Raw genomic sequence first — 12,869 nt, forward strand, 5'->3', positions numbered from 1 at the left:
TGCTATACCCAATACACAACGTAGTGACTGATTATGTTTTGGATATAGTTCAAGTTTAGTCTATTTGTCACAAAAGTCGCTTTTATGACAGTAGAAAATCCAACTTGCATATTGATAAAAAACAACTAGTTGGCGATTGCCATGCCAACTAGATAGAAAAAGCGCCAGCGCTTGATAAATAAAGGCTTGAGTCGCTGTTGTGTATTGAACAAACCGACATGAATAGGTAACATAGCCGCCTTTTTTCTGCATAGACGAGATAACCATGAATTTTTCCTTAGGTCAGCGCTGGATCAGTGATACGGAATCAGATTTGGGATTGGGTACAATAGTGGCACTTGAGGGGCGTCAAGTGACTATTTTATTTCCCGCTAGCGGAGAAAACCGTGTTTACTCAGTACAGGAAGCACCTGTAACTCGAGTTGTATTCAACCCAGGCGATGTGATCCGCCATGTTGAAGAGTGGGAACTACGTGTTGACAGCGTGGAAGAGCAAAATGGACTATTTTGCTATCATGGTACTCGAGTTGATAATGAAGAAGAGACTTCATTCAAAGAGACCTTTCTTGATCACTTCCTCAAGTTCAATAAACCTCAAGATCGTCTATTTGCAGGCCAAATCGACCGTTTTGATCGCTACACACTGCGCTATCAAACTTGGCAACACCAGTTTGATAAAGAACAATCTCACCTTAAAGGGTTGATAGGTCAGCGTGCTAGCCTTATTCCGCACCAGCTTTATATTGCCGATGAAGTCGGTAAGCGCTTTGCACCTCGCGTACTTCTGTCTGATGAAGTAGGCCTAGGTAAAACCATTGAAGCGGGCATGATTTTACACCAGCAAATTCTCTCTGGTCGTGCCAACCGTGTGTTGATCGTGGTTCCAGAGAACTTACAACACCAATGGCTGGTAGAGATGCTACGCCGCTTTAACCTGCACTTTTCGATTTTTGACGAAGAGCGTTGTAGCGAAGCTTATGCAGATGCACCGAATGTATTCGAAACAGAGCAACTGGTACTGGTTAGTCTAGAGTTTATCACCAAAAAGCGCCGCTGGTTTGAACAAGCCACACTCGCTGATTGGGATCTACTGATTGTTGATGAAGCACACCACCTGACGGTCACAAAGGAAAAGCCAAGCACTGAATATCAACGTATTGCTGAGCTTTCTCAGGATATTCCTGGGCTTATCTTGTTGACTGCAACACCTGACCAACTTGGTCACCGCAGTCACTTTGCGCGTTTACAGCTACTCGATCCAGACCGCTTCTACGACTACGACGTGTTTGTTGAAGAAGAAAGTCATTATAAAGAAGTCGCAGAAGCCGCAAACAACTTACTGCAAGACAAAAAGTTAGACGCAAAAGAAGAGCAAACACTTTGTACACTGCTAAAAGAAACCGATATTTCTGAGCTACTTGCAAAGGCACAAAGTGGCGATAGCAACGCCAAAGCTGAAATCTTGTCTATGTTACTAGACCGTCATGGTACTGGCCGTATTCTATTTAGAAATAGCCGCAGTGGCATTGATGGCTACCCAAGTCGTTTATTACATCAATACCCAGTACCTTTACCGAAGCAATACAAAACAGCAATGTCGGTAATGGGTAACATTGGTGGTATTCAAAGTCCTGAATTTAACGCGATGCGTGCTTTGTTCCCAGAAAAAATCTTCCAAGAGTTCGAAGGTGAAGGAAGCAGCTGGGCCCAGTTTGACCCGCGCGTTGAGTGGTTGATTGCTAAATTAAAAGAGCTGAAACACGAAAAAGTACTGCTTATTTGTGCCAAAGCGGAAACCGCAATTAGCCTTGAACAAGTATTACGTGAACGCGAAGCGATTAAAGCGGCGGTGTTCCACGAAGGCATGTCGATCATTGAGCGCGACCGCGCGGCAGCGTTTTTTGCTGATGAATATGATAGCGCGCAAGTATTACTCTGCTCTGAAATTGGCTCTGAAGGTCGTAACTTCCAGTTCTCACATCACTTGGTGCTATTTGACCTACCGCTTAACCCTGACTTACTTGAGCAACGTATTGGTCGTCTTGACCGCATTGGTCAAAAGCACGACATTAATATTCACGTGCCTTACTTTGAAAGTACCGCACAAGAAGTATTACTACGTTGGTATCACGAGGGCTTAGATGCATTCGAAACCACCAGCACTACGGGGCAAATGCTGTATAAGTCTTTTTCTGATGATTTGTTAGCGCTGATTGCTGAACACAACTGTGACGAAGACGAATTAGATCCTCTATTGGAGCAAGCCGCAAAAGAAAATGCTCAGCTGCGCACAAAGATGGAGCAAGGTCGAGACCGTCTACTTGAGCTTCACTCAAGTGGCCAAGGTAAAACAGATAATATCGTTGCTGAACTTGAAGCACTTGATAACGACGTAATTTTACCTGCGTTTATGATTAATGTGTTTGATACTTTTGGTGTTAACCAAGAAGACAAAGGCGAGAATACGATTATTCTCAAGCCGACCGAGCACATGCTAAATCCTTCTTTCCCTTGTTTGAAAGACGATGGCATCACAGTGACTTTTGACCGTAACACCTCACTGTCACAAGAAGACGCGCATTTCATCAGCTGGGATCACCCAATGGTCAGCGGTGTAATGGATATGATCTGTAACGATGACTTTGGTTGTGCGTCAGTGGCACTGCTTAAAAACAACAAGTTACCTGTCGGTACTTTCTTCGTTGAAATGATCTTCGTTGCAGAAGCTTCTGCGCCTAAGTCTCTTCAAGTGGGCCGCTTTTTACCGCCTACACCAATTCGCGTCCTAATGGATAAAGGTGGCAATGACTTAGCCCAAAACGTTGCGTTTGACGCATTCAATCAACAGCTTTCTGCCGTTGGCAGACAAACAGGCAGTAAGCTGGTTAATGCCCTGCAAAGTGCTATTCACCCGCTTATTACTCAAGCTGGCGATATTGCACAGGCTCAACTTGAAAGCATTCAAGCCAATGCTATGGATAAAATGCTAAAGCAATTAGGTGATGAGCAAGGTCGTTTGCAAGCACTTAAAGCTATCAATCCGAACATCCGTGACGAAGAAGTTCAAGTATTTGATAAACAAAGGGCTGAGCTGAGCACACACATTGAAAAAGCGCAGCTTAAGTTGGATGCGATTCGTTTAATTGTAGTTGCAAACCAGTAAACCTCCCACACCGAAAGAGAGCCTCGGCTCTCTTTCTTGCTACCGATCACTTAGCAACTCATATATAATACGCGGCTTCGTTCTTGTTCATGCTGAGGCAGCTGGTGTTACTAAATTACGCGCCCCCCCTTTCTCCCTATCTTGATATTTTGTACCAAGATGAAGATATGTTGGTGATCAACAAACCAAGCGGGTTACTCACCGTACCTGGTAAAGATCCAAAGCATTGGGACAGCGCTATCGCCAGAGTGAATTTTGTCTACCCTACGGCAAGAATTGTGCATCGCCTTGATATGGCAACATCCGGCGTGCTGTGCCTTGCTATGAATAAAGCAGCGCATCGCCATCTAAGTATTCAATTTCAAGACCGGTTAACCCACAAACACTACATCGCCCGAGTTCATGGTAAATTACAACAGCAAACGGGTTCTGTTGATTTACCGCTGGTGTGTGATTGGCCTAACCGCCCAAAGCAAATGGTTTGTCATGAGACCGGAAAACCTTCATTAACGCATTTTGAAGTCATGGAATATGAAGCACAAGCAACACGCGTAAAGCTAACCCCCATCACAGGACGTTCTCATCAACTCAGAGTACATATGCTTTCGCTTGGACACGTTATCCTAGGTGATAGACTATACGCTACGGGAGAGGCGTTAGCGGCGGCTTCACGTCTACAGTTGCATGCAGAGATGCTGCAAATTTCACATCCAACAACCACTGAGATGATGACCTTTACCGCACCGGTTCCTTTCTAAGTAACCTGTTTACTCTGTTAGTTAGAAACGGTTTAGAAACTGTGGCCTTCGAAAAATTAAGCAAATTTAGCGTTGCCAGCTAACGCTCAGATTAACGTTTGCTTAGTCACTAAACAAAGCGGGTAAAAAGCACGCGGTTAACACATAAATTGCATTACTATGGTTTCGTGATCGGCAGATGTTTTATATACTGTAATTGTTCCCTAGCTCGTAGGACAGCTGATTAAGTCCCTGAGCCGATAAATTTCGTTTAGGATAGCAGTTTGTTTACTATTGAGCATGCTCGGCATGTACCGAGAAGCCTACGGTAGGCTGTTGCTCTCCGCCTTGAACCTCAGGGTTCAAGGGCTGACATCGGCATCCGCGAAGCCGGGGAACAACCTTTCCCACTCTACGCATGTCATCGCCTCAAAGCTAACTCGCTTTTACATATACTCAATAAACCACATGTTCAACTCCATACTATAAAAGCGGCCACACAGTTAACGTCGCAAAGCAAAAGAAATTGCGAGATAAATGCTCGAAAAGAGTCGCGAGATAAACTCTAAAAAAGAGTCGCGAGATAAACTCGCTGCTACGAAAGATTATTGTAAGCTAAGCGCATATCTCAGTGTTTTAAATTACTATGAGTTAGTACCAACTCACTACAAGACATCTTTATATGAAAGGAAAAACCATCAAAAACTTTCATTTTTATTGATAACCTTTTGTTCTATTCCATAGTCAAAGAATATTTTAGCCCAATCAACAAAACCTCTATAGTAGCGCGTTATTTTCATATATTTCGAAAGGTATTCTGATGTCTTTTGCTGTTATCGCCGCGTTGGTGGTTTTTATTGCCATACTTTTCGGTCTTTACCGCTTTCAACAGCGCTCCGAAACCCTGTCTCGAACAGTATTATTAGGCTTAGTTGCGGGTAGCCTATTTGGACTCGCCCTACAATTTGTTTTCTCCGGTGACTTAACCACTAAACAGACTGTACTAGATTGGGTTGCGATTGTTGGTAGCGGCTATGTCAACCTTCTAAAAATGGTCATTATGCCATTGGTCTTAGTTTCTATGATTGCCGCGGTTGTAAAATTAGATAATCAAGGCTCACTTGGAAAGATCTCATTTATCACCATCGCAATTTTAGTTTTTACCACGGCCATTGCGGCGCTTATTGGTATTTTTATCACTCAAGCATTTGGGTTAAGCGCTCAAGGCTTAGTTGAAGGTGCACGCGAAACTGCCAGAATAGCGGTACTTGAAGAGCGTGCAACAACCGTTGCCGATTTAACCATTCCACAAATGCTGCTTAGCTTTGTACCAACCAATCCGTTTGCTGACTTAACTGGCGAGCGCTCGACCTCGATTATCGCCGTGGTGATTTTTGGTGTGTTAACTGGTATTGCTGCTCGTAGAGCCATCATGGAAGAGTCAGATTTAAGTAGTCCAATAAAAAATGCAGTTGAAGGCGCACAGGCAGTTGTGTTGAGATTAGTACGTATGATCATCGCCCTTACGCCTTATGGTGTAGCTGGTTTGATGGCCAAAGTGATCGCCACATCAAGCATGGCTGACATTATTAGCTTACTCGGTTTTATTATTGCCTCTTACGTTGCCATTTTACTGATGTTTGTGGTGCATGGCTTACTAGTTACTTTGGTTGGTGAAAACCCAAAGCATTTCTTCCAAAAAATTTGGCCTGTTTTAACTTTTGCTTTCACCTCAAGAAGCTCCGCGGCAACCATCCCATTGAATGTTGAAGCGCAGATCCACAAGCTTAATGTTCCCCCTGCGATTGCAAACCTTTCTGCATCGTTTGGTGCGACAATCGGACAAAATGGCTGCGCCGGTATTTATCCTGCAATGCTTGCAGTAATGGTTGCGCCAACGGTAGGAATTGACCCGTTCGCACTCGACTTTATTGTCTCATTAGTGGCTATGGTTGCAATTAGCTCGTTTGGTATTGCGGGTGTTGGAGGTGGTGCCACTTTCGCAGCTTTGGTAGTACTGCCTGCGATGGGACTACCAGTGACAATTGCAGCGCTGCTTATTTCTATTGAGCCATTAATTGATATGGCAAGAACGGCACTCAATGTATCGGGCTCAATGACCGCAGGTACAGTGACAAGTCGCTTGCTAAAGCAAAAGCATACTAACGAAGCAATATAGTGCTATGACAGCTTAAGGGCCAGCTAGTTATTCTGGCCCTTCACTTTTAATCAATCACGAGCTTTGCAGTGCCAAGCCAAAAAGTCAGCAAGGACTTCATTGAATCCACCAGCTCATGATATTGAGAAGGTTTGGTCATATAAGAATTCGCCCCAAGCAAGTAACACTGTTTTATATCTATCTCTGAGTCCGATGTACTGAACATAATAACCGGAATATGCTTAAGGTTTGCAGCCCCTCGCATCTCAGCCAATACATCTTTACCGCTTTTTCGTGGCATATTTAAATCAAGAATAATAAGGCTAGGCAATAGTTCGGTGCTATTGAGTTTTTCAATCAACTCGACGCCATCACTTACAAATTGTAACTTAGCCTCCATCACACCGTTGTCTTCAAATGCATCACGGATTAATTCTTGGTCGTCGAAATCATCATCTGCAACCAAGATATAGTTTACAGAGTGAAGCTGTTTAATTAAATCATGATGATGACCCATACACACTCTCCTTAAACTCGCATTAAACCTCGAGTTTGTATGCTGATATCAGAACCGCATCAATGGCTCTACAGCTAAGTTAAATCGCTTGCGCTGAAATCGGCAAGCTAAAATAGAAAGTAGAACCTTGCCCCACTTCCGTTTCGACCCATATGCGACCATGATGTCTTTCGACGATTTTTTTACAAATAGCAAGCCCAAGCCCAGTACCGGCATATGCGCTACGACCATGTAATCTTTCAAAAAGATTAAAGATCTGCTCACTAAATTCTGGATCAAAACCAATCCCGTTATCCTTAACGGCAACAATCAGTTCATTTGCTTTACGTTCGCTGCTAATAGAGACCCGCGGCGCTCTTTCTGGCGCACTAAACTTAATCCCATTATTAATTAAGTTTAGCAGCACACGCTGCAACTGCCTGCGATCTCCAAATACGTCGCCAAGCCCCGTGGTATCCACTTGTGCGTTTGATTCTTTAATAACTAACTCAAGATCCAGTAAGGTTTCAGCTAACGCATTATCGCCATCAAATGATTTAAATGACTCACCTTTACGATCAATCCGTGAAAAGCTTAGTAATCCTTTGATCAACTTTTGCATTCGCTCAGCAGAATCCATCATGCGCTTAAGATAAGAGGCATGTCTATCATTTAGTCCCTCAGCTGAACACTGGATCCGATCGCCGAACATTTGGATTTTTCTAAGCGGCTCTTGTAGATCATGGGATGCTAAAAAGGCAAAACGCTCCAGCTCTTGATTCGACTCATGTGCTTTCTCAAGTGCTATCGTCAGTAATTGCTCAGCAGTGCGACGCGAAGTGATCTCATTTTCCAACGCTTCGGTACGTTTGGTAACTTTTTGCTCTAGAATTGCATTAAGCTTTTTATATCGCTCAGATTTAGCCAGCACATAATTAACCAAGGTATTACGAAACTTCAATGCACAACTTACTTCAGCTTCCGTCCAAGGGTGAGATTTGCACTTCACATTCTCGACCCACAACTTAAACGAACTACGCGGCATTAAACGGTGGCTACCATCATCCAAAAACTCAATGGATTTTTCAGGCTTCCCTCCCCAATTTTTGGTTTGAATAACTTCCTTTCTAAACCACATGATGAAATGATTAGCATCCGCTGAAAGTGGCATCAATAGCACCCCACTCGCAGTTTTCGCAAAGGCTTTAAATGTTTCGTTAAGCTCACCTAAATTATGACAATAAAAAATGGAGTCATCGCCAAGTTGATGCTCTGCAAGCCAACGGTAAATACTCTCAATATCCGCTTTTGCGGGAGTTTGCCCGTAGCACTCCAAATCATTCTCAACGCGCCACGCGACACCCGTAGCTTTCATCATCTCTTGTAATGCAGCGGACTCGTAGCGTAGCCCATCAACAAAAAAGATTTCTTTTGCCATGCGCTCTGTGACGGAAGAGCTCAATGTCAGTGCATTGGCTTCTGCCATAGCTTCTAAGGATGAGGTCTTGAGAGAGATCAGATAAGACAACATCAACCCCATATACTGGGCGACTTCACGCGTGTTAAATGGGACTATGTGTTTTTCGTAGTGGTGACAGGCTATCAGTCCCCATAATTTACCAGCAACGATAATACTGATAGACATGGTTGCCTGAACGCCCATATTGCGTAAATACTGGCAATGAATAGGTGATACACTACGTAAAATACAGGCGCTTAAATCGATCGCCCGGTCTTGCGGATAAAGCGGTGAATTTTCACCATCAACATCGGCAAGCAAGCGGATCGGATTCCTTAAATACAGTGCTCTTGCTTGTTTTGGAATATCAGACTCGGGAAAATGCTGATGTAAAAAGGAGTTAAGTCCACTGCGCTTAGCCTCTGCAACCACCTCACCATTATATTCATGGTCAAATTTATACAGCATCACTCTGTCAAACCGCGTTAATTCTCTAATTTCTTCCACGGCCATCTCGTACGAAGCCTGTAACGACTGAGAATCCACCATACTAGACAACGAATGCTTCATAAGGTGTTGCATTGAATGATTGATTTCAACGCCATGCGCCGTGTTTTGCTCAAGTTCTAATATGAGCCCAGTTTCGTTTTGACTAGCGACTACGGAGAATTCAACGCATGTTGAGTTCTTGGTTTTTATGCTGGCTGTCATCGGATTCAAACGATGGATATCAGAGGAGTTACAGTTGCTGGCAAGCAACTCAGAAAATGGAGACGCAAAAATCGTTTCAGCATGAGTATTGACCAAAGCACTAGGCTCAAGCCCTACAAGTGCGGCAAAGTTTTCGCTAAAATAGCATAGTGTTAATGTGTTAGTGTCGAATAGCAATAAATAGCCATGCGGCTGAATTGAACCTGGAATATGAATTGGCTCTTTATGACAGTTGTCTAATGTTGCTTCGAACTTCTCCACCTTTTGTACACCTTTTTCCTTAGTTTACCTCGCAGTCTCATCCTATCATGGATCCCTACCTAGTATGCAAGCAACAGAGTAAGTAAGCACTCGGTTCACAAAGCAATTAAATGCGATTAGACTTAAGCAATTAGGAAGTAAAAAAGTAAGTGTATGATGACAACCACAGTAAAGTGTCCAACCTGCCAACAGGCTGTTAAATGGTCTGATAAAAGCCCATTTCGCCCGTTTTGCTCAAAACGCTGTCAATTAATTGATTTAGGTGATTGGTCTGACGAATCCAATACGATTTCAACGCCGATGAAAAGCGGTGAGCTCACGCCTCAAGATGCGGAAAGTTTGATTGAAGATATAGAAGCGATGCTGGCAAAAAACGACGACAGCTTTTTTAAAGAATAAACCTGTAGGCCGATTTCCTCGGCCTTTTCCTCTCATTAGCAACTTGTTTGGCAAGACAAACAATTCAAACTCAGCAGCTTGTGCTAGCGCTCTATTTCCGTTTGATCTTGTTCCGTCTTTTGCTCTGTGTTTCTCACCTCATTTTGATAGGTTTTAGCTATATGCCCCGCCCCTTCCAAAATATCACTTAATTGGATCCGGCAAATTTCCGACAATTTAATTAAGGTACCTAAGCGAAATGAGCTTGTTCCGTTAAGATAGTCGTCTAGTGTGGTGAGACCTATTCCGAGCTTTTGGCTAATGGTTTTTTTAGTATAGCCTTTACGCTTTTTGAGTTCTTTGAGCAGTTCTCGGATCCTAAGTGTCACCTCGTATTCTTCAGGTGTCTGCATGTCTCCCTCAGTGATACCTAGTAACAAACAGCCAACAACAAAGAATACCCTTAGTTACTCTGAAGAAAACAAAAGTTATTGGAAAGTTTGTGCGCGTAAATTAAGAATTTTTCAATTCAACACTATTTCAAAGAGTTGTCCGCAGACTTGCAAGATGTACTCTTAATCGAAAAATATCACAACGCAAACATGTTATCAACATGTAACTTAAACCAGTACAAGCAGTCGTAATATTTTGTACATTAATCGCAATTGGCCACTACTCTTGGTCAATTTGGAGTACCAGCTCTCACTATTCAAAAGTGATTGGCAAGAAATGATAAAGCCCTTACCGGAAAGGTTAGGGCTAAGTTGGAGAGAAACATCGAGACTTAATCTGCTTTTTTATGGCTTTTGTGACTACGACGTGATTTAAGTGCTTGGAGCTTATCGCGCTGCTCTTCATTCAATACATGGAATACTTTGTGGCGAGTTTCCATTGAAAGTAGCGCCCACGCTTGCTTTTTATCTTGGCCTTTTTCCAGTAAAAGTTGCGCTTGAACCTTATCAAAGGTTGGCGCTGCCATAAGTGCTTTCATTTCTTCACGATAAGCTGAATGTGCTTCTTTCCCGCTTTCTTTTAGCGTTTTTTTGGCAGTTTTGTAATCCGCATAAATTGTCTTTAGTTGGCCTTGCTGCGCTTCTGTCAACTCTAATAACTTCTGGCCTTTATCTGATAGTAGCAACCTTGCTGAGTGCTCAAGCTGCCCGCCCATCAGGCCCGCGTTTGCAGTGAAGCTGAAAGTCGATACGCCAAGTGCTGTAACTAATGCTAAAGTAGATAGTAATTTCATGGTATTGGCTCCTTGTTCGCCATTGCTTTGTCACTTCCAAATTTAGCAAGCACAAAGAAAAGGAACGTCAGACAGAGGTAAAGTTTTGTCAGTGCTTTGCAAAAAAAAGCAAAGGCAATTTACATAAGGCGTTGAAGTAAGGTGTAATATGCTAGCGCCGAACTATTCAGGCCAACGCCAATCAACAATGCTGGACTAAGTATGACAATGAAACATTCCATTTTACTTATTGATGACGACCAAGAACTTTGCGGCCTGTTAACAGAATACTTTACTGCAGAAGGCTTTGAAGTAGCGATGGCCCACACAGGAACTGAAGGTCTACAGCTGGCATTAAAGCAAAATTTCGACCTGATATTATTAGACGTAATGCTTCCCGAAATGGATGGTTTTGAAGTACTAAAAGCGTTACGTGTCCAGAAGATGACACCCGTTATTATGCTAACAGCAAAAGGCGATGACTTTGACCGCATCTTTGGTTTGGAACTAGGTGCTGACGATTATATTCCAAAACCATTTAACCACCGCGAGCTACTCGCGCGCGTTAAAGCCATTACCCGTCGCGTCGATCATTATAAGCAACACAGCCCGGATGATACCTTTACTATCCATCAGCTGCGTTTAGATGTAGCTTCAAGAAGTGCTACTGTTAATGGCGAGGTGCTGTCACTGACGGGCACCGAATACGAGGTGTTACTCTTGCTGGTCAGAACCGCAGGAGAAGTGGTCGACAAGCAGACTATTTCACGACAAGTACTAGGCCGACCACTCGTGCCTTACGATCGCTCTATCGATATGCATGTCTCTAACGTTCGCAAGAAAATTGCCGCGTTAAGTGAACATACTTATATCAAAACGATCCGCGGCGCTGGCTATATTTTTCTAAAGGCGTAATGAATGAAGCGGTACTTACTTGTTAAGGTTTTTGCCTGGTTTTGGCTTACTATCATTGCCACTATGTTGTTGTTGCTTGGGATCAGCATGCTACAACCCGATGTTGTAGAAACTCACCGCATCTCAAAACCCATGCTGCAAAATCTAAAACAATTAGAACAAGCGTTAATACGCGCAAGCGAGCGCCCCAACTTTGAGTTGAATAAGGTCGCCAAACTGCGTAAAAGAAAGGCTCGAAATATCTACTTGAGCCACCGCGATGCCGAAAAAAGCGTTGCCGCCGATCCCAATATAAAAACGCTGAATTTAGATTTACTCAGTTTTACCGAAGATGCCAAACCGGCCGCTATTTTTACCCCAGAGTACAAGGCTTTTGGCCCCCTAGAACTTACACTTCAAGGTGAAAGTTATCGTCTTTATTTAATTTTTGAAAACCATACCCCAAGTGCGCTCATCAAATTAAGAACTCTACCGCTTTGGGTAAAAATCGCGGTGGTGCTAGGCGCAAGCTTATTACTGTGTTTTTGGTTTACTCGAGATCTATTGTCGCCAATTAAAGAGCTACAAAAAGCTGCTGCAAAACTTTCTCGTGGAGAATTGTCGAGCAGAGCCAATATAAATACCAAGCGCCAAGATGAACTCGGTCAACTGGGTCATGATTTTAACTTAATGGCAGATAAGTTAGAGTCTTTAGTTAATAATCAAAAGCGCTTGCTTGCTGATATATCCCATGAACTACGCTCACCGCTCACCCGCTTACAAATGGCCACAGGCCTCGCTGCCGGTCATGCCACAGCGCAAAGCCAAAGTTATATCGAGCGCATTGAGCGTGAAGCTCAGTTAGTTGAAAATATGCTCAGTGATATTTTGCATTTATCTAAGCTCGAAGCGGATCAAGTGCCAATCGATATGCAGATAATTAAGCTCAATGAACTGCTCGACCCGATATTGGAAGATGCACTGTTTGAAGCACAACAATTAGGGAAAAACCTTATCGTCACAGCACTACCCGAGGCAACACTTTATGGCGACCCAATGCTACTTAACCGCGCATTCGAAAACATTATTCGTAACGCGATCAAGTATGCGACTAGCCTTATTAATGTCGATATTGAGAGTGATGGTAATCAGTTGCTATGCACTATCAGTGATGATGGTAAAGGCGTAAGTGAAGATATGCTCGACAAGCTTTGTATTCCATTTTTCAGAGTATCGAGCGCACGTACGCCAAGCAAAAATCAAATGGGCGGGTTTGGGCTGGGTCTTGCCATTGCGCAGCACGCGTTAAAAGTACATGACGCTCATATCGAATTTAGTAATAATGTTGGTTTGCAAGTCAGCATTCGAATTCCATTACACAGGTAGC

General features: G+C 43.3%; 11 protein-coding genes and 1 other RNA gene. 7 read left to right on the forward strand and 5 right to left on the reverse strand.

The annotated features are described in order from the left end of the window. Positions 1-60 precede the first annotated feature (60 nt). A complete protein-coding gene (locus NO992_RS03050) occupies positions 61-267 on the reverse strand; it encodes a hypothetical protein (RefSeq protein WP_349198065.1) in 207 nt (68 codons plus the stop codon). On the opposite strand from NO992_RS03050, the gene rapA reads away from it, so the two are divergent. The 4 genes from rapA to NO992_RS03070 all read left to right on the forward strand — a co-directional run bounded on the left by rapA (position 266) and on the right by NO992_RS03070 (position 6,079). Continuing rightward, positions 266-3,163, forward strand: a complete 2,898-nt coding sequence (rapA, locus tag NO992_RS03055; protein WP_017216432.1) for an RNA polymerase-associated protein RapA — start codon at positions 266-268, stop codon at positions 3,161-3,163. The two genes, NO992_RS03050 and rapA, sit on opposite strands and share 2 nt — an antisense overlap. A 104-nt stretch (positions 3,164-3,267) precedes the next feature. After that, positions 3,268-3,921: a bifunctional tRNA pseudouridine(32) synthase/23S rRNA pseudouridine(746) synthase RluA gene (rluA, locus tag NO992_RS03060; protein WP_349198069.1), complete on the forward strand. Its 654-nt coding sequence runs from the start codon at positions 3,268-3,270 to the stop codon at positions 3,919-3,921. A 197-nt stretch (positions 3,922-4,118) separates the two neighbouring features. Beyond that, positions 4,119-4,301: non-coding RNA, 6S RNA (ssrS, locus tag NO992_RS03065), on the forward strand. 419 nt (positions 4,302-4,720) lie between these two features. Further along, positions 4,721-6,079, forward strand: coding sequence for an L-cystine transporter (locus NO992_RS03070; protein ID WP_371374225.1), 1,359 nt, complete (start codon positions 4,721-4,723; stop codon positions 6,077-6,079). 46 nt (positions 6,080-6,125) lie between these two features. Here the strand turns inward: NO992_RS03070 and NO992_RS03075 are convergent, their stop codons facing one another. Together NO992_RS03075 and NO992_RS03080 are read right to left on the reverse strand one after the other, a co-directional pair. Then, positions 6,126-6,575, reverse strand: coding sequence for a response regulator (locus NO992_RS03075; RefSeq protein WP_371374228.1), 450 nt, complete (start codon positions 6,573-6,575; stop codon positions 6,126-6,128). A gap of 79 nt (positions 6,576-6,654) precedes the next feature. Beyond that, on the reverse strand, positions 6,655-8,985 hold the full coding sequence (locus NO992_RS03080) for an ATP-binding protein (protein WP_371374231.1): 2,331 nt from the start codon (positions 8,983-8,985) through the stop codon (positions 6,655-6,657). Positions 8,986-9,141: 156 nt separating this feature from the next. Here NO992_RS03080 and yacG point away from each other — a divergent pair, with 156 nt between their 5' ends. Then, complete coding sequence (gene yacG, locus NO992_RS03085) at positions 9,142-9,384, forward strand: DNA gyrase inhibitor YacG (protein WP_371374450.1); 243 nt, start codon at positions 9,142-9,144, stop codon at positions 9,382-9,384. A gap of 83 nt (positions 9,385-9,467) precedes the next feature. On the opposite strand, the gene NO992_RS03090 is transcribed toward yacG, so the two are convergent. Then, positions 9,468-9,776 (reverse strand): helix-turn-helix transcriptional regulator, encoded by a 309-nt coding sequence (locus NO992_RS03090; RefSeq protein ID WP_017216438.1) that lies wholly within the window; start codon positions 9,774-9,776, stop codon positions 9,468-9,470. 371 nt (positions 9,777-10,147) lie between these two features. Then, positions 10,148-10,609 carry a Spy/CpxP family protein refolding chaperone gene (locus tag NO992_RS03095; protein ID WP_371374234.1) on the reverse strand — a complete coding sequence of 154 codons (462 nt, stop codon included), beginning with the start codon at positions 10,607-10,609 and terminating at the stop codon, positions 10,148-10,150. A gap of 207 nt (positions 10,610-10,816) precedes the next feature. Here NO992_RS03095 and NO992_RS03100 point away from each other — a divergent pair, with 207 nt between their 5' ends. Both NO992_RS03100 and NO992_RS03105 read left to right on the forward strand, forming a co-directional pair. Beyond that, the gene (locus tag NO992_RS03100; protein ID WP_253105441.1) at positions 10,817-11,503 is read left to right on the forward strand and encodes a response regulator; all 687 of its coding nucleotides are present in this window, start codon (positions 10,817-10,819) and stop codon (positions 11,501-11,503) included. Between the two features lie 3 nt (positions 11,504-11,506). Continuing rightward, the gene (locus NO992_RS03105; protein ID WP_045963353.1) at positions 11,507-12,868 is read left to right on the forward strand and encodes an ATP-binding protein; all 1,362 of its coding nucleotides are present in this window, start codon (positions 11,507-11,509) and stop codon (positions 12,866-12,868) included. The last annotated feature ends 1 nt before the right edge of the window (position 12,869 follow it).

Source organism: Pseudoalteromonas sp. DY56-GL79 (assembly GCF_041414765.1).
Classification (GTDB): Bacteria; Pseudomonadota; Gammaproteobacteria; order Enterobacterales; family Alteromonadaceae; genus Pseudoalteromonas; species Pseudoalteromonas piscicida.

Bases quoted from the DNA above. Each gene is read 5' to 3' on its own strand.
- rapA (WP_017216432.1), top strand. From the start codon at position 266: ATGAATTTTTCCTTAGGTCAGCGCTGGATCAGTGATACGGAATCAGAT.
- NO992_RS03050 (WP_349198065.1), bottom strand. From the start codon at position 267: ATGGTTATCTCGTCTATGCAGAAAAAAGGCGGCTATGTTACCTATTCA.
- NO992_RS03070 (WP_371374225.1), top strand. From the start codon at position 4,721: ATGTCTTTTGCTGTTATCGCCGCGTTGGTGGTTTTTATTGCCATACTT.
- NO992_RS03075 (WP_371374228.1), bottom strand. From the start codon at position 6,575: ATGGGTCATCATCATGATTTAATTAAACAGCTTCACTCTGTAAACTAT.
- yacG (WP_371374450.1), top strand. From the start codon at position 9,142: ATGACAACCACAGTAAAGTGTCCAACCTGCCAACAGGCTGTTAAATGG.
- NO992_RS03090 (WP_017216438.1), bottom strand. From the start codon at position 9,776: ATGCAGACACCTGAAGAATACGAGGTGACACTTAGGATCCGAGAACTG.
- NO992_RS03095 (WP_371374234.1), bottom strand. From the start codon at position 10,609: ATGAAATTACTATCTACTTTAGCATTAGTTACAGCACTTGGCGTATCG.
- NO992_RS03100 (WP_253105441.1), top strand. From the start codon at position 10,817: ATGAAACATTCCATTTTACTTATTGATGACGACCAAGAACTTTGCGGC.
- NO992_RS03105 (WP_045963353.1), top strand. From the start codon at position 11,507: ATGAAGCGGTACTTACTTGTTAAGGTTTTTGCCTGGTTTTGGCTTACT.